The organism is Pseudomonas sp. AAC, assembly GCF_000725445.1.
In the GTDB taxonomy this organism is placed as follows: Bacteria; Pseudomonadota; Gammaproteobacteria; order Pseudomonadales; family Pseudomonadaceae; genus Pseudomonas; species Pseudomonas citronellolis.
In genome coordinates this window covers 860,327-879,622 of sequence record NZ_KL647097.1, presented here as the reverse complement: position 1 = coordinate 879,622, position 19,296 = coordinate 860,327, and the positions used below count along the sequence as shown (strand labels likewise).

General features: G+C 66.7%; 18 protein-coding genes. 15 read left to right on the top strand and 3 right to left on the bottom strand.

From position 1 onward, the window contains the following. The first annotated feature begins 298 nt into the window (after positions 1-298). The 11 genes from ndk to FG99_RS17660 all read left to right on the top strand — a co-directional run bounded on the left by ndk (position 299) and on the right by FG99_RS17660 (position 11,558). The gene (gene ndk, locus FG99_RS17710; protein WP_009616170.1) at positions 299-730 is read left to right on the top strand and encodes a nucleoside-diphosphate kinase; all 432 of its coding nucleotides are present in this window, start codon (positions 299-301) and stop codon (positions 728-730) included. Between the two features lie 27 nt (positions 731-757). Further along, entirely contained in the window at positions 758-1,900 is a 1,143-nt protein-coding gene (gene rlmN / locus FG99_RS17705) for a dual-specificity RNA methyltransferase RlmN (protein ID WP_009616171.1), read from the top strand. Positions 1,901-1,918: 18 nt separating this feature from the next. Then, positions 1,919-2,674, top strand: coding sequence for a type IV pilus biogenesis/stability protein PilW (gene pilW, locus FG99_RS17700; RefSeq protein WP_009616172.1), 756 nt, complete (start codon positions 1,919-1,921; stop codon positions 2,672-2,674). After that, on the top strand, positions 2,671-3,705 hold the full coding sequence (locus FG99_RS17695; RefSeq protein WP_009616173.1) for a helix-turn-helix domain-containing protein: 1,035 nt from the start codon (positions 2,671-2,673) through the stop codon (positions 3,703-3,705). The genes pilW and FG99_RS17695 overlap by 4 nt, the downstream gene beginning before the upstream one ends. Before the next feature lie 2 nt (positions 3,706-3,707). Beyond that, positions 3,708-4,820, top strand: a complete 1,113-nt coding sequence (ispG, locus tag FG99_RS17690) for a flavodoxin-dependent (E)-4-hydroxy-3-methylbut-2-enyl-diphosphate synthase (protein WP_009616174.1) — start codon at positions 3,708-3,710, stop codon at positions 4,818-4,820. Positions 4,821-4,838: 18 nt separating this feature from the next. Then, the gene (gene hisS, locus FG99_RS17685; RefSeq protein ID WP_043271459.1) at positions 4,839-6,128 is read left to right on the top strand and encodes a histidine--tRNA ligase; all 1,290 of its coding nucleotides are present in this window, start codon (positions 4,839-4,841) and stop codon (positions 6,126-6,128) included. Positions 6,129-6,154: 26 nt separating this feature from the next. Continuing rightward, positions 6,155-6,799, top strand: coding sequence for a YfgM family protein (locus FG99_RS17680; RefSeq protein ID WP_009616176.1), 645 nt, complete (start codon positions 6,155-6,157; stop codon positions 6,797-6,799). A 1-nt stretch (position 6,800) separates the two neighbouring features. After that, entirely contained in the window at positions 6,801-7,943 is a 1,143-nt protein-coding gene (bamB, locus tag FG99_RS17675; protein ID WP_141766256.1) for an outer membrane protein assembly factor BamB, read from the top strand. 86 nt (positions 7,944-8,029) lie between these two features. Continuing rightward, on the top strand, positions 8,030-9,517 hold the full coding sequence (gene der, locus FG99_RS17670; protein ID WP_043271456.1) for a ribosome biogenesis GTPase Der: 1,488 nt from the start codon (positions 8,030-8,032) through the stop codon (positions 9,515-9,517). Positions 9,518-9,627: 110 nt separating this feature from the next. After that, positions 9,628-10,776, top strand: coding sequence for a pyridoxal phosphate-dependent aminotransferase (locus FG99_RS17665; protein ID WP_043271454.1), 1,149 nt, complete (start codon positions 9,628-9,630; stop codon positions 10,774-10,776). Beyond that, positions 10,764-11,558, top strand: a complete 795-nt coding sequence (locus FG99_RS17660; protein ID WP_043271452.1) for an amidohydrolase — start codon at positions 10,764-10,766, stop codon at positions 11,556-11,558. The genes FG99_RS17665 and FG99_RS17660 overlap by 13 nt, the downstream gene beginning before the upstream one ends. A 488-nt stretch (positions 11,559-12,046) precedes the next feature. Here FG99_RS17660 and FG99_RS17655 read toward each other — a convergent pair whose 3' ends face one another. After that, positions 12,047-12,976 carry a sulfotransferase gene (locus tag FG99_RS17655; protein WP_043271450.1) on the bottom strand — a complete coding sequence of 310 codons (930 nt, stop codon included), beginning with the start codon at positions 12,974-12,976 and terminating at the stop codon, positions 12,047-12,049. Between the two features lie 99 nt (positions 12,977-13,075). Continuing rightward, a complete protein-coding gene (locus FG99_RS17650) occupies positions 13,076-14,029 on the bottom strand; it encodes an aldo/keto reductase (RefSeq protein ID WP_043271448.1) in 954 nt (317 codons plus the stop codon). Between the two features lie 342 nt (positions 14,030-14,371). Here FG99_RS17650 and dapA point away from each other — a divergent pair, with 342 nt between their 5' ends. From dapA to FG99_RS17630, 4 genes are all read left to right on the top strand, one after another. Then, positions 14,372-15,238, top strand: coding sequence for a 4-hydroxy-tetrahydrodipicolinate synthase (gene dapA, locus FG99_RS17645; RefSeq protein WP_043271447.1), 867 nt, complete (start codon positions 14,372-14,374; stop codon positions 15,236-15,238). Positions 15,239-15,303: 65 nt separating this feature from the next. Then, entirely contained in the window at positions 15,304-15,639 is a 336-nt protein-coding gene (locus FG99_RS17640) for a DUF5629 family protein (RefSeq protein ID WP_009616185.1), read from the top strand. Positions 15,640-15,745: 106 nt separating this feature from the next. Beyond that, positions 15,746-15,985, top strand: a complete 240-nt coding sequence (locus FG99_RS17635; RefSeq protein ID WP_043271444.1) for a CopG family ribbon-helix-helix protein — start codon at positions 15,746-15,748, stop codon at positions 15,983-15,985. After that, positions 15,975-16,259, top strand: a complete 285-nt coding sequence (locus FG99_RS17630; protein WP_009616187.1) for a type II toxin-antitoxin system RelE/ParE family toxin — start codon at positions 15,975-15,977, stop codon at positions 16,257-16,259. Before FG99_RS17635 ends, FG99_RS17630 begins: the two co-directional genes overlap by 11 nt. Positions 16,260-17,209: 950 nt before the next feature. On the opposite strand, the gene leuA is transcribed toward FG99_RS17630, so the two are convergent. After that, positions 17,210-18,880 carry a 2-isopropylmalate synthase gene (gene leuA / locus FG99_RS17625; RefSeq protein ID WP_043271442.1) on the bottom strand — a complete coding sequence of 557 codons (1,671 nt, stop codon included), beginning with the start codon at positions 18,878-18,880 and terminating at the stop codon, positions 17,210-17,212. Positions 18,881-19,296 lie beyond the last annotated feature (416 nt).

Below are 19,296 nucleotides of genomic sequence, written 5' to 3'. Positions count from 1 at the left end.
TTCTAGCTTCTAGCTTCTAGCTTCTAGCTTCTAGCTTCTAGCTTCTAGCTTCTAGCTTCCAGCCGCCCTTATGCTTTTCCCCGAACCCGCGTATAATTCGCGGGTTTTATCTTTAGGTGTTCGCTCAGGTTCCCCGCGGTGCCTGTCGATACCGCCGGAGCGCTGCGTGCGTACCGGCCCCGCGCGTGCCAGCCAGAGGCTGCCGCTGTCGCGCGGCTCACCCTGAATCACAGAAGCTCCTGGGCTCGTCCCAGGGGCTTCTCGGCATTACCAACCTTGCTTTTCGGAGTTATCCCAAATGGCCCTGCAACGTACCTTCTCCATCATCAAGCCCGACGCCGTCGCCAAGAACGTCATCGGCGAAATCCTGACCCGCTTCGAGAAGGCCGGTCTGCGCGTCGTCGCTTCCAAGATGGTCCAGCTGTCCGAGCGCGAAGCCGGCGGCTTCTACGCCGAGCACAAAGAGCGCCCCTTCTTCAAGGACCTGGTCGCCTTCATGACCTCCGGCCCGGTCGTCCTGCAGGTTCTGGAAGGCGAAGACGCCATCGCCAAGAACCGTGAGCTGATGGGCGCCACCGATCCGAAGAAAGCCGACGCCGGCACCATCCGCGCCGATTTCGCCGTTTCCATCGACGAGAACGCCGTTCACGGTTCCGACTCGGAAGCTTCGGCTGCCCGCGAGATCGCCTACTTCTTCTCCAGCACCGAGGTGTGCGAGCGCATTCGCTGATCCAGGCGAATGGGCGAGGGTGAATCCATGACTGATACCGCTGCAAAGGCCAACCTGCTGGGCATGACCAAGCCCCAGCTCGAGGAATTCTTCGAGTCCATCGGTGAAAAGCGCTTCCGCGCTGGCCAGGTGATGCAATGGATTCACCACTTTGGCGCCGAGGACTTCGACGCCATGACCAACGTCGGCAAGGCCTTGCGCGAAAAGCTCAAGGCCTGTGCCGAGATCCGCGGCCCCGAAGTGGTCAGCCAGGACATCTCCAGCGACGGCACCCGCAAGTGGGTGGTGCGCGTGGCGTCCGGCAGCTGCGTCGAGACCGTGTACATCCCGCAGAACGGCCGCGGCACCCTGTGCGTGTCGTCCCAGGCCGGCTGCGCCCTGGATTGCAGCTTCTGCTCCACCGGCAAGCAGGGCTTCAACAGCGACCTGACCTCCGCCGAGATCATCGGCCAGGTGTGGCTCGCCAACAAATCCTTCGGCACCGTGCCCGGCAAGATCGACCGCGCCATCACCAACGTGGTGATGATGGGCATGGGCGAGCCGCTGCTGAACTTCGACAACGTCGTCACCGCCATGAGCATCATGATGGAGGACTTCGGCTACGGCATCTCCAAGCGCAAGGTGACGCTGTCCACCTCCGGCGTGGTGCCGATGATCGACAAGCTCGGCGAAGTCACCGACGTGTCCCTGGCGCTGTCGCTGCACGCGCCCAACGACGAGCTGCGCAACCAGCTGGTGCCGATCAACAAGAAGTATCCCCTGGCGGTGCTGCTGGACGCCTGCCAGCGCTACATCGGCCGCCTGGGCAAGGAGCGCGTGCTGACCGTCGAGTACACCCTGCTCAAGGACGTCAACGACCAGCCCGAGCACGCTGAGCAGATGATCGCATTGCTCAAGGAAATTCCTTGCAAGATCAACCTGATTCCGTTTAATCCGTTCCCCCATTCCGGTTACGAGCGGCCGAGCAACAACTCGATCCGCCGTTTCCAGGACATGCTGCACAAGGGCGGCTTCAACGTCACCGTGCGCACCACCCGCGGCGACGACATCGACGCCGCCTGCGGCCAGTTGGTCGGCCAGGTGATGGACCGTACCCGCCGCAGCGAACGCTACATCGCCGTACGCCAGCTGGCGGCCGACGCCGAGAAGGCGCCCGCCAATCGAAACTGATCTCGAGGGAGGATTCCGATGACCTTGCGCGCCGCGCTGTTCGTGTTCCTGGCCAGCCTGCTGGCGGGTTGCGTGACGTCTGGGAAGCAGGACCCCCTGAGCACCGCCAAGGGCCGTGAAGAGGCCCGCGACGCCTACATCCAGCTGGCCATCGGCTACCTGCAGAACGGCAATACCGAGCAGGCCAAGGTGCCGCTGCGCCAGGCCCTGGAGCTGGACTCCTCGAGCGCCGACGCCCACGCTGCGCTGGCCCTGGTCTACCAGCAGGAGATGGAGCCCAAGCTGTCCGAGCAGGAATACCGCAAGGCGTTGTCCTCGCGCTCGGATGCGCGCATCTGGAACAACTACGGCAGCTTCCTGTACGAACAGAAGCGCTACGACGAGGCCACCAATGCCTTCCAGAAGGCCGCCGAGGACAGCCTCTACCCGGAGCGCTCGCGGGTCTTCGAGAACCTCGGCCTGGTCAGCCTCCAGCTGAAGCAGCGCGAGCAGGCCAAGCAGTACTTCGAAAAGGCCCTGCGCCTGAACCGCCGGCAACCCAGCGCCTTGCTGGAAATGTCGCAGCTGTCCTACGACGATCGCCAGTACGTGCCGGCGCGCGACTACTACAACGAATACCTGAAGCAGGGACAGCAGAACGCCAAGAGCCTGCTGCTGGGCGTGCGGCTGGCCAGGGTCTTTGACGACAAGGACACCGCCGCCAGCTACGGCCTGCAGCTCAAGCGCCTGTATCCCGCATCCCCCGAATACCAGGCATACCAGGCAGAGAAATGATGAAGACGTCGCAGCCAGAAGTCGCCAGCACGAGCCGCGCCAATCCGGGTGAGGCCTTGCGCCAGGCGCGCGAGAGCCGGGGCTGGTCGACCTCGCAGGTGGCCGGTCAACTGAACCTCACCGAGAACTCCCTGCGCCAGCTGGAACTGGGCAATTTCGACAAGCTGCCGGGCCACACCTTCGCCCGCGGCTACGTGCGCGCCTACGCCAAGCTGCTGGGCATGGACCAGGCGCAGATGGTCAGCGCCTTCGACCAGTACACCGGCACCGACGCCACCGGCAGCAACGTGCAGAGCCTCGGCCGGGTGGCCGAGCCGATGCGCCTGTCGCGCAACCTGCTGCGCCTGTTCAGCCTGTTGCTGCTGGCCCTGCTGGTGGGCTTCGGCTACTTCTGGTGGCAGGAGCGCGCCGGGCGCAACCTCGCCGAGAACAGCGGCCTGAACCTGGAGCACGTCGAGGTCGAGAGCGCCGACGGCACCACCGAAGTGCACAGCCTCGACGAGCCCGAAGACCAGGCCGTCGCCGAGGACAAGGCCAGCGCGCCGAGCGAACCGGCTGGCGACAGCGGCGCCGCCGAGCCCGAACAGAATGCCGAGGCCCCGGCCAACCCGGCCGAGACCGCGCCCCAGGTGGCCGCCCCCGCCGCGCCGGCTGCTCCCGCCGCGCCGGCCGCCAACACCGCCGCCGTGCCTGCGACTCCGGCCGCTCCTGCCGCCCCGGCGGTTCCGGCCGCGCCCGCAGCCGAACCTGCTGCCCCGGCTGCCGCTCCGGTGGTGGCTTCGGCCGGCCAGGGCGTGGTCAAGGTGCAGTTCATCGCCGACTGCTGGACCCAGGTCACCGATGCCGACGGCAAGGTCCTGGTCAGCGCGCTCAAGCGCAAGGGCGACTCCATGGAAGTCGCCGCCAAGGTTCCCCTGGAGCTGCGCCTGGGCTTCGCCCGCGGCGCCCAGGTCAGCTACAACGGCCAGCCGGTCGACGTTTCGCCCTATTCCCGCGGCGAGACGGCACGCATGAAGTTGGGTGGTAACTAAAGATGCATTGCGCTTCTCCGATCAAACGCCGCCAGTCCCGCAAGATCTGGGTCGGCTCGGTGCCGGTGGGCGGTGACGCGCCCATCGCCGTACAGAGCATGACCAACACCGATACGCTGGACGTGGCCGCCACAGTCGCGCAGATCCGCCGCCTGGAAGACGCCGGCGCGGACATCGTGCGCGTTTCGGTGCCGGACATGGACGCGGCCGAGGCCTTCGGCAAGATCAAGCAGCAGGTCCGCGTGCCGCTGGTGGCCGACATCCACTTCGACTACAAGATCGCCCTGCGCGTGGCCGAGCTGGGCGTCGACTGCCTGCGCATCAACCCCGGCAACATCGGCCGCGAGGACCGCGTCAAGGCAGTGGTGGACGCGGCCCGCGACAAGAACATCCCGATCCGCATCGGCGTCAACGCCGGTTCGCTGGAGAAGGACCTGCAGAAGAAATACGGCGAGCCGACCCCCGAGGCCCTGCTGGAATCGGCCATGCGCCACGTCGAGCATCTCCAGCGCCTGGACTTCCAGAACTTCAAGGTCAGCGTGAAGGCCTCCGACGTGTTCATGGCCGTGGCGGCCTACCGCCTGCTGGCCAAGGAAATCGAGCAGCCGCTGCACCTGGGCATCACCGAGGCCGGGGGCCTGCGTTCGGGCACCGTGAAGTCCGCGGTGGGCCTGGGCATGCTGCTGGCCGAGGGCATCGGCGACACCATCCGCATCTCCCTGGCCGCCGACCCGGTGGAAGAGATCAAGGTCGGTTTCGACATCCTCAAGTCCCTGCACCTGCGCTCGCGCGGCATCAACTTCATCGCCTGCCCGAGCTGCTCGCGGCAGAACTTCGATGTGGTCAAGACCATGAACGAGCTCGAAGGCCGCCTCGAAGACCTGCTGGTGCCGATGGACGTGGCCGTGATCGGCTGCGTGGTCAACGGCCCGGGCGAGGCCAAGGAGGCCCACATCGGCCTCACCGGCGGCACGCCGAACAACCTCGTCTACATCGACGGCAAGCCGGCGCAGAAGCTGCAGAACGAAAACCTGGTGGATGAGCTGGAACGGCTGATCCGCGAAAAAGCGGCCGCCAAGGCCGAAGCCGACGCCGCCCTGATCGTGCGCGGCTGACCGCAACAAGGACAACATGTGAGCAAGTCCCTGCAAGCCATTCGTGGCATGAACGACATCCTGCCGGACCAGACCCCGGTATGGCGCTACCTGGAAAACACCTTCGCCGGCCTGCTGGAAGAATACGGCTACAGCGAAATCCGCCTGCCGATCATGGAGTTCACCGAACTCTTCGCCCGCGGCATCGGCGAAGGCACCGACGTGGTCGACAAGGAGATGTACACCTTCCTTGACCGCAACGAAGAGTCGCTGACGCTGCGCCCCGAAGGCACCGCGGGCACCGTGCGGGCCATGCTCGAACACGGCCTGACCGGCGGCGGCCAGGTGCAGAAACTCTGGTACACCGGGCCCATGTTCCGCTACGAGAAGCCGCAGAAGGGCCGCTACCGCCAGTTCCACCAGATCGGCGTGGAAGTCTTCAACCTGCCGGGGCCGGACATCGACGCCGAGCTGATCATCCTCACCTGGCGCCTGTGGCAGAAGCTGGGCATGGCCGACGCCGTGACTCTGCAGCTCAACACCCTGGGCTCCAGCGAGGCCCGCGCGCGCTACCGCGAAGCGCTGGTGGCCTACCTGCAGGAACGCTTCGAGCAGCTCGACGAAGACAGCCAGCGGCGCATGACCACCAACCCGCTGCGCATCCTCGACAGCAAGGTGGAAAGCACCCAGGCGCTGCTGGTCGGCGCGCCGACCCTGCACGACTACCTGGACGAAGAGTCGATCGCCCACTTCGAGGGCCTGAAGGCCCGCCTGGACGCGGTCGGCCTGCGCTACGAGATCAACCAGAAGCTGGTGCGCGGCCTGGACTACTACTGCCGCACCGCCTTCGAATGGGTCACCGACAAGCTCGGCGCCCAGGGCACCGTCTGCGGCGGGGGCCGCTACGACGGCCTGGTCGGCCAGTTCGGCGGCAAGCCGACGCCGGGCGTGGGCTTCGCCATGGGCGTGGAACGCCTGGTGCTGCTGCTGGAGACCCTGGGCGTGGTGCCCGCCGAGCTGAAGCGCCCGGCCGACGTCTACGTCTGCGCCTTCGGCGAGCCGGCCGAACTGGCCGCCCTGAGCCTGGCCGAGAAGCTGCGCGACGCCGTCCCCGGCATCCGCCTGCTGCTTAATGCCGGCGCCGGCAGCTTCAAGAGCCAGTTCAAGAAAGCCGACAAGAGCGGTGCCCAATTCGCCCTGATCCTGGGTGACGACGAACTGGCCGCGCGCGTGGTAGGTTTCAAGCCCCTGCGTGGCGAGGGTGAGCAACAGAACATAGCCTGGGAGGCTCTGCCCGAGCACCTGGCAGCCTGCATCCAGCGGGCCTGAGAATCGAGCGGATTAGGAGTATTGGGGTGACCACGCGTACCGAAGAAGAACAACTGGCGGATCTCAAGGACTGGTGGCAGCGCAACGGCATGCCCCTGCTCACCGGGGCCGCCCTGGCGCTGGTGGTGGTGTTCGGCTGGCAGGCCTGGAAGAAGTACCAGGCCAACCAGGCGCAGAACGCCTCCATCCTCTACCAGCAACTGGTCGAAGCCTCGCTGACGCCCTCCGGCCAGCCGGATACCGCGCGCGTCGCCGAGCTGGCCAACAAGCTGACCAGCGAGTACGGCGGTACCCACTACGCCCAGTACGGCCGCCTGTTCGTCGCCAAGGTGGCGGTGGACGCCGGCAAACTGGACGATGCCGCCAGCGAGCTGAAGGCCGTGGTCGACAAGCCGGTTGACGCCACGCTCGGCGAACTGGCCCGCCAGCGCCTGGCCCGTGTCCTGGCCGCCCAGGGCAAGGCCGAGGACGGCCTGAAGCTGCTCGAAGGCGACGCCGACAAGGCCTACGTCTCCAGCCGCGAAGAACTCAAGGGCGACCTGCTGGTGCAGCTCAAGCGCACCGACGACGCCCGCAGCGCCTACGAGAAGGCCAAGGCCGCCCTGCCGGAGGAAGCCGCTGCCGGCGCCCTGCAGGTGAAACTCGACGACCTCGCCAAGGGAGGTGCCTGAGATGCTGCGCTGGAAACATGCGGCGCTGCTGGCGCTGGCCCTGCTCGCGGTCGGTTGCAGCAGCAACAGCAAGAAGGAACTGCCGCCTGCGGAACTCACCGACTTCAAGGAAGAGGTGCGCCTGGACAAGCAGTGGAGCCGCTCGGTCGGTGACGGCCAGGGCGACCTCTACGAACTGCTGCAGCCGGCCGTGGACGGCTCCAGCATCTATGCCGCTTCCGCCGAAGGCCGCGTCATGGCCATGCAGCGCGAGAACGGCGACGTGCTCTGGAAACAGGACCTCGACCTGCCGATCTCCGGCGGTGTCGGCGTCGGTGGCGGCCTGGTGCTGGTCGGCACCCTGAAGGGCGACGTCATCGCCCTGAACGCCGCCAACGGCGAGCAGAAGTGGCGTACCCGCGTGCCCAGCGAAGTGCTGGCGGCGCCGGCCACCGACGGCGACGTGGTGATCGTGCAGACCCAGGACGACAAGCTGATCGCCCTCGACGCCAGTACCGGCAACCAGCGCTGGGTGTACGAGAACACCGTGCCCGTGCTGACCCTGCGCGGCACCGGCGCCCCCATCATCGCCGGGCGCATGGCCATCGCCGGCCTGGCCAGCGGCAAGGTGGTGGCGGTGGACGTGCAGCGTGGCCTGCCGATCTGGGAAACCCGCGTCGCCGTGCCCCAGGGCCGTTCCGAGCTGGACCGCGTGGTGGACATCGACGGCGGCCTGACCCTGGTCGACAACGTGATCTACGTAGCCAGCTACCAGGGCCGCGCCGCCGCCCTCGACCTGGCCAGCGGCCGGGTGATCTGGCAGCGCGAGGCCTCCAGCTACGCCGGCGTCGCCGAAGGCATCGGCAGCGTCTACGTCAGCGATGCCAGCGGCACCGTGGAGGCCCTGGACGGCCGCAGCTCGTCCTCGCTGTGGAGCAACGACGCCCTGGCGCGCCGCCAGCTGTCGGCCCCGGCGGTGTTCTCCAGCAACGTGGTGGTGGGCGACCTGGAAGGCTACGTGCACCTGCTGAGCCAGGTGGACGGCCGCTTCGTCGGCCGCGAGAAGGTCGACGGCGACGGCGTGCGCGTGCGCCCGCTGGTGGTCGACCGGTGGATGTACGTGTACGGCAACAGCGGCAAGCTGGTCGCCTTCACCATTCGCTAAGCTATGTTCTACCTGCCGGCCGCTGTTGGATGACGACAGCGGCCGGCGTGCTTTTTACGAATTCCTGAAATTTCCTGGAGAGCCGCATGGTTCCCGTAATCGCCCTGGTGGGCCGCCCCAACGTCGGCAAGTCCACCCTGTTCAACCGCCTGACCAAGACTCGCGACGCCATCGTCGCCGAGTACGCCGGCCTGACCCGCGATCGCCAGTACGGCGAGGCCAAGTGGCAGGGCAAGAAATTCATCGTCATCGATACCGGCGGCATCACCGGTGACGAGGAAGGCATCGACGCCAAGATGGCCGAGCAGTCGATGCAGGCGATCGAGGAAGCCGATGCGGTGCTGTTCATGGTCGACGCGCGCGCGGGCCTGACCGCCGCCGACGAGATGATCGCCGAGCACCTGCGCAAGCGGAACAAGCGCAGCTACCTGGTGGCCAACAAGATCGACACCGTCGATCCGGACATCGCCCGCGCCGAATTCAGCCCGCTGGGCCTGGGCGACGCCCTGACCATCGCCGCCGCCCACGGCCGCGGCATCACTCACATGCTGCAGACGGCCCTGGGCGAGATGTTCCAGCCCGAGCCCGAGGCGCCGGAAGACAACGACCTGCCGGACGAGCTGGAAGACGTCGCCGAGGGCGAGGAAGCCAAGCGCATCCCCGGCCCGAGCGAGAAGGATGGCATCAAGATCGCCATCATCGGCCGCCCCAACGTCGGCAAGTCGACCCTGGTCAACCGCATGCTCGGCGAGGAGCGGGTGATCGTCTACGACCAGGCCGGCACCACCCGCGACAGCATCTACATCCCGTTCGAGCGCAACGAAGAGAAGTACACCCTGATCGACACCGCCGGCGTGCGCCGCCGCGGCAAGATCTTCGAGGCGGTGGAGAAGTTCTCGGTGGTGAAGACACTCCAGGCCATCCAGGACGCCAACGTGGTGATCTTCGTGATGGACGCCCGCGAGGGCGTGGTCGAGCACGACCTCAACCTGCTCGGCTTCGTGCTGGAGACCGGCCGCGCGCTGGTCATCGCGCTGAACAAGTGGGACGGCATGGAGTCGGGCGAGCGTGACTACGTCAAGACCGAACTGGAGCGCCGCCTGCTGTTCGTCGACTTCGCCGACATCCACTTCATCTCGGCGCTGCACGGCACCGGCGTGGGCCACCTGTACAAGTCGGTGCAGGAGTCGTTCCGCTCCGCCGTCACCCGCTGGCCCACCAGCAAGCTGACGCAGATCCTCGAGGATGCGGTGCAGACGCACCAGCCGCCGATGGTCAACGGCCGCCGCATCAAGCTGCGCTACGCCCACCTGGGCGGTGCCAACCCGCCGCTGATCGTGGTCCACGGCAACCAGACCGAAGCGGTGCCCAAGGCCTACACCCGCTACCTGGAGAAGACCTACCGGCGCGTGCTCAAGCTGGTCGGCACGCCGATCCGCATCGAATACAAGGGCGGCGAGAACCCCTTCGAAGGCAAGAAGACCCAGCTCACCGAGCGCCAGGTCAACAAGAAGCGCCGGCTGATGTCGCACCACAAGAAGGCCGAAAAGAAAAAGAAAGACAAGAAGCGCTAGCCGCAAGCCTGAAGCTGGAAGCTGGAAGCCGGAAGTAGGGCGCTTCCAGCTTCCAGCTTCCAGCTTCCAGCTTTAAGCTAGGCAACCCCCTTCGCCTGCAGTCCTTCGCCATGCTCACCAGCAAACTGCCCAACGTCGGCACCACCATCTTCACCCGCATGTCGCAGCTCGCCGCCGAGTGTGGCGCGCTCAACCTGTCCCAGGGCTTTCCCGACTTCGACGGCCCCGCCGCCCTGCGCGAAGCCGTGGCCCGCCACGTCATGGCCGGGCACAACCAGTACTGCCCGATGACCGGCCTGCCGGCGCTGCGCGAGCAGGTGGCGGCCAAGGTCGCCGCCTTCTACGGGCGCAACGTCAGCGCCGACGCCGAAGTGACCATCACCCCTGGCGCCACCGAGGCGATCTTCTGCGCCGTGCAGGCGCTGATCCGCCCCGGCGACGAGGCCATCGTCCTCGACCCCTGCTACGACAGCTACGAACCCTCGGTGGAACTGGCCGGCGGCCGCTGCGTGCACGTGCCGCTGAACCTGCCGGACTTCCGCATCGACTGGCAGCGCCTGGCCGACGCCATCACCCCGCACACCCGCCTGATCTTCCTCAACAGCCCGCACAACCCCAGCGGCGCGCTGATCGACCGCGCCGACCTGGACCGCCTGGCGGCGCTGATCCGCGAGCGCGAGATCTACGTCATCAGCGACGAAGTCTACGAACACCTGATCTACGACGGCGTGCAGCACGCCAGCGTGCTGGCCCACGACGAGCTCTACGCCCGCGCCTTCGTGGTCAGCTCCTTCGGCAAGACCTACCACGTCACCGGCTGGAAGACCGGCTACGTGGTGGCGCCGCAGGCTTTGTCGGCGGAAATGCGCAAGATCCACCAGTACGTGAACTTCTGCGGCGTCACCCCGCTGCAGTGGGCGCTGGCCGACTTCATGGCCGCGCACCCCGAGCACCTGCGCGAGCTGCCGGGCTTCTACCAGGCCAAGCGCGACCTGTTCTGCGACCTGCTGAACGGTTCGCGCTTCAGCTTCCAGCGCGCCGCCGGCACCTACTTCCAGGTGGTCGACTACTCGGCGATCCGCCCGGACCTGGACGACGTCGCCATGGCCGAGTGGCTGACCCGCGAACACGGCGTGGCGGCCATCCCGGTCTCGGTGTTCTACCAGCAGGCCCCGGCGGACATGCGCCTGGTGCGCTTCTGCTTTGCCAAGAAAGAGGAGACGCTGCGCCAGGCGGCGGACAAGCTATGCGCGATCTGAGCCAACTGCCCGACCTGAACCTGGCCCTGGTGCAGACCACCCTGGCCTGGCACGACGCGCCGGCCAACCGCGCGCACTTCGACGCGCTGCTGGAACAGGCCCGCGGCGCCGACATCGTCATCCTCCCGGAGATGTTCACCACCGGCTTCTCCATGGACTCCGAGGCCATGGCCGAGGCGGAGGAGGGCGAGACCTACGCCTGGCTGCGCCACCAGGCCGCGCGCCTGGACGCCGTGGTGACCGGCAGCATGATCGTCCGCGCCGCCGACGGCAGCCACCGCAACCGCCTGCTCTGGGCCCGCCCGGACGGCGAGATCCTCCACTACGACAAGCGCCACCTGTTCCGCATGGCCGGCGAGCACAAGCACTACACCGCAGGCGATGCCCAGGTGCTGCTGGAGTGGAAGGGCTGGCGGGTGCGCCCGCTGGTCTGCTACGACCTGCGCTTCCCGGCCTGGAGCCGCGACGCCCAGGACACCGACCTGCTGCTCTACACCGCCAACTGGCCGGCCGCCCGCCGGTTGCACTGGAACCGCCTGCTGCCGGCGCGGGCCATCGAGAACCTGTGCTACGTGGCGGCGGTGAACCGCGTGGGCGAGGACGGCAAGGGCCACGCCTATGCCGGCGACAGCCAGGTGCTGGACTTCCAGGGCGAAGCGCTGCTGGAAGCGGCTAACGGCGACGGCGTGTTCCACGCCAGCCTCTCGGCCCAGGCGCTGGCCGCCTACCGCGAACGCTTCCCGGCCTACCTCGACGCCGACCGCTTCCTCATCGAGCCCTGAGGCTGTAGGCAAGCTTTTCGTAGGATGGTGTTGAGCGAAGCGATACCCATCGCCCCGCTCGACTGCACGCCGTCCCTGTCGACGCAATCGCGGGGCCTGCTCCATGCCTCCCTGTAGGAGCGGGCCCTGCCCGCGAATCGCGCGTAGGGCGCGCTCCTACAGGTTGATGCCGAACCTTGCAATGCCGGACAGCCCCCTCTCCCGCTTGCGGGAGAGGGTTGGGGAGAGGGTGCGGCGTAACCCACAACACGGTTGTCGCCGGTAGTCACCATTCGCGAGCAAGCTCGCTCCTACCGCATGAGCGAGCATGGCTTTTCGTAGGATGGTGTTGAACGAAGCGATACCCATCAGCGCAACCGCATGGGTTTCGCAAGCTCAACCCATCCTACGAAGAGCGCCTTGGTGCGGCCCGCAAGACAGTTGCTCCTACAGGCGGAATGCCATGCCTCGCGCCCCTCTAGGAGCGGACTCCGTCCGCGATTCGACCGTCAGGACGCCGCCAGCAACCCCTCGATACGCCGATGCAGGTTGCCCAGCGGCGTGAAGTGTGCCGGATCGATGTGGTTGGAATTCTGCTCCAGCTGCGCCAGGCGCATGCCGCCGGCGACCTGCCCACGCAGTTCCTCGTAGGCGGCGATGACCTCTTCCGCCAGGGCGCGGGCGTGCTCCGGCACCTGATCCAGGCTGTAGCGCCTGACCCGGGCGTTGTCGTAGTAGCCGGCGGCCTCGCCCAGGTCGACGCCCAGCCATGCGCCGGTGTCGCGCAGCACCGCCTCGCCGAGGTCCTCGTGGAACACCGCCCTGACCGAAGGCAGGTTGCGCAGGAAGCGGATGTACAGCGCCATCACCTGCAGGAAGCTCTTGAGCACCGTGTCGTAGCCGGCTGCCTCGTCGCCGTTCAGCTCGGCCAGGCCGCGGGTCGACATGAGCACGTCGATGGGGTTGCGGAAGGTGAAGACGTAGTGCGAACGGTAGAAATGCCGGCAATGGAATTCGAACAGTTGCTGGCAGGTGCGCGCGGCCTCGTGGGGATTGACCACGATCTTGCTGCCGACGTAGCGGTAGTGCCGGGCTAGCCGGGCCAGGTAGTGGTGCCAGGGGGCGTCTTGCTGGAACAGCGGCGGGCAGAAGCTGCTCTTGTTCTCCTGGTTGCCCCAGGACCTGTGCATGGCGTTGTAGCGCGCGGCGAAGTCCGGGGTGCCCGGGTCGTCCTGCAACGCCGGTTCGCCGAGGAGGAAGATCTCCGGCGAGCTGTTCAGGGCGTTCTGGAAGACGGTGGTGCCGCTGCGCGCCGCGCCGATGACGAACAGGCCGCGGTCGTCTGGCACCGCGATGTCGGCGGTTTCCGTCAGGAGCGATTCTTCGCGCTGCGGGTTGGACTTCAGAACCTGCCAGAGGCGTTGCGGCGTGGACAGCATTCTCTGCTCCGTTTTTCTTCTTGTCGGGGGAGACGCGCAGCAGAGAGTACGGGGCCATGGGAGGCCGCGGCAAGTCTCCGCGGCCACCCGGCGGGCGCCTCAATAGGCGCTCGCCGCATCCAGCCGGTGGATATCCTCCTGGCTCAGTTGCAGCCGCGTCGCCGCGACCAGGTCCGGCAACTGCTCGAGGTTGGAGGCGCTGGCGATGGGCGCGGTGATGCCCGGGCGGGCGATCAGCCAGGCCAGGGCCACCTGGGCCGGGGTGGCGTCGTATTCCTCGGCCACTTCGTCCAGGGCCACGAGGATGGTCACGCCGCGCTCGTTCAGGTAGCCCTTGACCTTGTCCGCCCGCGCCGGGCTCTTGTCCAGGTCGGCTTCGCTGCGGTACTTGCCGCTGAGGAAGCCGCCGGCCAGGCCGTAGTAGGGGATGACGCCGATGCCCAGTTCGCGCACCGTCGGTTCCAGGCGCGTCTCGTAGTCGGCGCGGTCGTAGAGGTTGTAGTTCGGCTGCAGGCTCTGGTAGCTGGGCAGGTGCAGGTGCTCGGCCACCTCGCGGGCCTCGCGCAGGCGCCGGCCGTCGTAGTTGGAGGCGCCGATGACGCGCACCTTGCCCTTTTTAACCAGCTCGGCGTAGGCGCCGAGGGTTTCCTCCAGGGAAGTGTGGGTGTCGTCGCAGTGGGACTGGTAGAGGTCGATGTAGTCGGTCTGCAGGCGCTGCAACGAGTGCTCCACGGCCTGTTCGATGTAGGCCGCGGAAAGGCCCTTGTGGCCGTTGCCCATGTCCATGCCGACCTTGGTGGCGATGATCACCCTGTCGCGGTTGCCGCGCTGCTTCATCCACTTGCCGATGATGGCCTCGGACTCGCCGCCCTTGTGCCCGGGCACCCAGCGCGAGTAAACGTCGGCGGTGTCGATGCAGTTCAGCCCGGCGTCCAGCAGGGCGTCGAGCAGGCGGAAGGAAGTCGCCTCGTCGGCGCTCCAGCCGAAGACGTTGCCGCCGAACACCAGCGGCGGAATGGCCAGCCCGGAGTGGCCCAGTTCGCGAGAGTTCACCTGTCACTTCTCCATACTGCGGTGTGGTTGAACCAGCATAGACCCTAGGAGAAGGTTGACAGCCAAGTCCGACGTTGAGCATATTCGGTGCCTGATTCGCGCAACGGACTTCCCATGTTCGCCAACTCCGACCACTCGCTGCCGCTCCCGGGCTCTTTCGCCCCGGCCTGCGCGTGCGTCGCCGTTGCCAAGAAATCGAAGAAACAGTCGCTCATTTGACCGGGGCGCGCTGTCCCGTCAGATGGGCTGACAGGACAACCAGGCGCCAGGTCGATCTTCCCCCGCTTGCATCCCGCACCCTCCCTGACGGCGACCAGACGGTCAGCCACAAGGAGTTTTCGCATGTCTACGTTTCGTGGGATTTGGGTGGCCCTGGCCACGCCCTTGCGTGCCGGGGAAATCGACTTCGCCGCCCTGCGCGGCCTGGTGGGCAGCTTGCTGGAGGACGGCGTCGCCGGCTTCGTGGTCTGCGGCACCACCGGCGAGGCCGCCGCGCTCAGCCATGAGGAGCAGCTGGCGGTGCTCGACGCGGTGCTGCAGTGGGTGCCGCCGCAGCAGGTGATCATGGGCCTGGCCGGCAACAACCTGCGCGAGCTGCTGGCCTTCCAGCGGGAAATCCAGCGCCGCCCCGTGGCCGGTCTGCTGGTGCCGGCGCCTTACTACATCCGCCCGTCGCAGCAGGGCCTGGAGGCGTTCTTCCAGACCGTCGCCGACGCCGCCAGCGTGCCGCTGGTGCTCTACGACATCCCCTACCGAACCGGCGTGCGCATCGAGCGCGAGACCCTGCGGCGCATAGTCCGCCACCCGCGCATCGCCGCGGTCAAGGACTGCAGTGGCGACTTCGAGACCACCCTGGCGCTGATCGCCGACGGCGACGTCGAAGTGCTGGCCGGCGAGGACCTGCAGATCTTCGCCAACCTGTGCCTGGGCGGCGCGGGGGCCATCTCCGCGTCCGCCCACGTGCGCGCCGACCTCTACGTGCGCATGCAGCGCCAGGCGGAGGCGGGCGACCTGGCCGGTGCGCGGGGCACCTTCCTGCGCCTGCTGCCGTGGATGCAGGCGGCCTTCGCCGAGCCCAACCCGGCGCCGCTGAAGGCTGCCCTGGCCTTGCAGGGGCTGATCGCCGACGAGCTGCGCGAGCCCATGCAGCCTTGCTCGGCGGGCACCGTCGAGCGTCTGCGCGGCGTGCTGGCGGCGCTGGCCGACTAGGCGGGGAGGGCCGCTGGCGGGGCTTTGCTCTATGATGGCGGCCTGTCTCACCGGGAATACGAAAAATGTCCGAAGAAACCCTCTACCTGCTGGACCAGCTCGAACTGACCGACATGCTCGAATTGGACGGCCTGCACGCCTGGGAATTCAGCCTCGACGAAGACCTGCTGGACCGCGCCGAGATCGCCGCCGAAGCCGGCCAGCCCTTCGCCAGCGAAGACGTGGTGCTGCGCGTGGAGGTGGTCGACGGCCGCGACAAGCGGCGCTGGCAGTTCACCTACAACGAGGTGATGGAAGCCCAGTACGAGGCCAGCGACGACAGCTGGACGCTGCAATCCGACGGCAGCGAGCACCGCCTGCGTTGCCTGGGCGCGGTGAGCGCCAGCGGCGACGACGAATAGCATTCCCCTGGCTGGCCGGTGGGCGCTTCCGGGCGATCGGTAGTTCGAGTGGCCTGTAGTGTGTTGTAGTATGTTGTAGCGATACATATTACAACCGAGGTGCCCCATGCCCGTGATGTCCCTGCGTCTGTCGGACGATCAGTCCGATACCCTCGCGAGGCTTGCCCAGGCGACCGGCCGCAGCAAGAACTTCCTCGCCGCCCAGGCACTGGACGAATACCTCGCCCGGGAAGCCTGGCAGATCGGCGAAATCCAGCAGGCCATCGTAGAGGCCGATGCCAGTGACTTCGCCAGCGGGGCGGAAGTCGAAGCGGTACTGCACAAGTGGACGCGCAATGCAGGTTGAGTGGCTGCGCAAAGCGCTGCAGAACCTCGACGACGAAGCCGCCTATCTCGCTCAGCACAATCCGGCCGCCGCACGCGACTTCGTCGCTGCGGTGTTCGACGACATCGCACAACTGGCCCTCCACCCCGCGATGGGGCGCGAGGGACGCGTACCCGGCACCCGCGAATGGCCCATGCCTGGCCACCCTTACCTGATCCCCTATCGCGTTCGTGACGGGAAGCTGCAGATCCTGCGCATCTTCCACACCCGGCGCCTGCCTCCCGAGCGGTGGTAGCCCGGCAAGCGTGCTGCGGAGAAAGTTACAAGCGAAAACGCTGGAGAACGCTTGAGGCAGAATGCTCTTCGTAGCCATGCCGATGGCTATCGCAAGCTCAACCCATCCTACGGGAAGCGCCATGTCTCCCGGCGGGTTGTAGCGGGCACTGCCCGCGAATCGCGCGCAGGGCGCGCTCCTACAGGGGAATGGTGCGGGGGGGGCAGCGTAGGAGCGGATCTCATCCGCGATCCGCGCCGGGACGACCGGTCATCGCGGACAAGGTCCGCTCCTACGCCTCCGGCAAACACCACACCCCGTAGGATGGGTTGAGCGAAGCGATACCCATCACCAGGGTCCGGTGGGTATCGCAAGCTCAACCCATCCTACGGAAAGCGCCATGCCTCCCGGCGGGTTGTAGCGGGCACTGCCCGCGAATCGCCCGCAGGGCGCGCTCCTACAGGGGAAAGGGGGGGGGGGGGGAGCGGAGGAGCGGGTCTCATCCGCGATCCGCGCCGGGACGTCCGGTCATCGCGGACAAGGTCCGCTCCTACGCCTCCGGCAAACACCACACCCCGTAGGATGGGTTGAGCGAAGCGATACCCATCACCAGGGTCCGGTGGCTATCGCAAGCTCAACCCATCCTACGGAAAGCGCCATGCCTCCCGGCGGGTTGTAGCGGGCCCTGCCCGCGAATCGCGCGCAGGGCGCGCTCCTACAGGGGAATGGCGCGGGTGGGGCAGCGCAGGAGCGGATCTCATCCGCGATCCGCGCCGGGACGTCCGGTCATCGCGGACAAGGTCCGCCTACGCCTCCGGCAAACACCACACCCCGTAGGATGGGTTGAGCGAAGCGATACCCATCACCAGGGTCCGGTGGCTATCGCAAGCTCAATCCATCCTACGAATCGATGCCTGACCGAGAAGATGAGAAAGGGGCCCGAAGGCCCCTTTTTCACATCACCGGCGGGTTCAGGCGGCTTTCGCCTGGCCCAGGGTCACGGCGCGGTTCAGCGCGCTGAACAGGGCGCGGAAGCTGGCGGTGGTGATGTTCTCGTCGATGCCGATGCCGTGCAGCGAGCGGCCGCCTTCGACGCGCAGCTCGATGTAGGCTGCTGCGCGGGCGTTGGTGCCGGCGCCGATGGCGTGCTCGTTGTAGTCCATGATCTCGACTTCCACCGGCAGCGCGGCGACCAGGGCTTCCAGGGTGCCCTTGCCCTTGCCGTGCCAGCGGTGCTGCTCGCCCTTGTGGGTCACGTCGATGTCGATGGCGCAGATGCCGTTCTCTTCCTGCAGGCGGTAGTTCTTCAGGCCGAACGGCGAGACGGCTTGCAGGTACTCGCTCTGCAGCAGGTTGTAGATCTGCTCGGCGGTCATTTCCAGGCCGAGACGGTCGGTCTCGTTCTGCACCACCTGGCTGAACTCGATCTGCATGCGGCGCGGCAGGCTGATGCCGTATTCCTGTTCGAGCAGGAAGGTGATGCCGCCCTTGCCCGACTGGCTGTTGACGCGGATGACCGCCTCGTAGCTGCGGCCGATGTCGGCCGGGTCGATCGGCAGGTAGGGCACTTCCCACACGGCGTCGTCCTTCTGCTGGGCGAAGCCCTTGCGGATGGCGTCCTGGTGGGAGCCGGAGAAGGCGGTGTGGACCAGGTCGCCGACGTAGGGGTGGCGCGGGTGCACCGGAATCTGGTTGCACTCTTCCACCACCTTGCGCACGGCGTCGATGTCGGAGAAGTCCAGACCCGGGTTGATGCCCTGGGTGTACATGTTCAGCGCCATGGTCACCAGGCAGAGGTTGCCGGTGCGCTCGCCGTTGCCGAACAGGCAGCCTTCCACGCGATCGGCGCCGGCCATCAGCGCCAGCTCCGAGGCGGCCACGCCGGTGCCGCGGTCGTTGTGGGTGTGCAGGCTGATGATCACGCTGTCGCGCTTGTCGATGTGGCGGCCGAACCACTCGATCTGGTCGGCGTAGTTGTTCGGCGTGGCGCACTCGACGGTGGCCGGCAGGTTGAGGATCAGGCGGTTGGCCGGGGTCGGCTGGAACACGTCGATCACCGCGTTGCACACCTCGACGGCGAAGTCGGTCTCGGTGGAGCTGAACACCTCGGGGGAGTACTCGAAGCCCCACTGGGTTTCCGGCGCGGCGGCGGCCAGGCGCTTGATGGTCTTGCCGGCGGCGATGGCGATCTGCTTGACGCCTTCCTTGTCCTGGTTGAAGACGATCTTGCGGAAGCTCGGCGCGCAGGCGTTGTAGTAGTGCACGATGGCGCGCTTGGCGCCCTTCAGCGATTCGAAGGTACGCTCGATGAGGTCGTCGCGGGCCTGGGTCAGCACCTGGATGGTGACGTCATCGGGAATGTGGCCGCCCTCGATCAGCTCGCGGACGAAGTCGAAGTCGGTCTGCGAGGCGGACGGGAAGCCCACTTCGATTTCCTTCAGGCCCACCTGCACCAGGCACTTGAAGAAGCGCATCTTCTTCTCGGCGTCCATCGGCTCGATCAGCGACTGGTTGCCGTCGCGCAGGTCGGTGCTCAGCCAGATCGGCGCCTGGTCGATGATCTTGTCCGGCCAGGTGCGGTCGGGCAGGGTGATCGGGGTGAAGGGACGGTATTTCTTCGACGGGTCTTTGAGCATGGTCATGGGCGGAATCCTTGTTCTTCCGGGCCAGCGGCGGCCCTGCGCGGTAGAAAGATGAAGAGGTGAAGCCGGGAAACGGATTCAGCCACGCAGTCGCGGGCTGACCAGGCGCAGGCAGGCGTGTTGGCGAAGCAGGATGAGGGTGTGTGCGGTTTTCATAGCGCCCACCCTAGTGCGCTTTGGGGGTGGATGGCAAGCATTGTGGAAAAATTGGTAGCTATCATCGGGTTATAAAAATAAACGAGATTTTCTGCTTCTGTATTCGCTTTATTGCGCAAGGAATTGCGAAGCGCTTTTTCTGCTTTACTCCCTGATGCGTCTCCATGCCGCACAGCATTGAGCCATCGGCGAATTGCGCCCATCGGCCCGGCAGGGTAAAACGCCGCCAATCGATTCGGGGACTTCCAGTGACAGGTCGC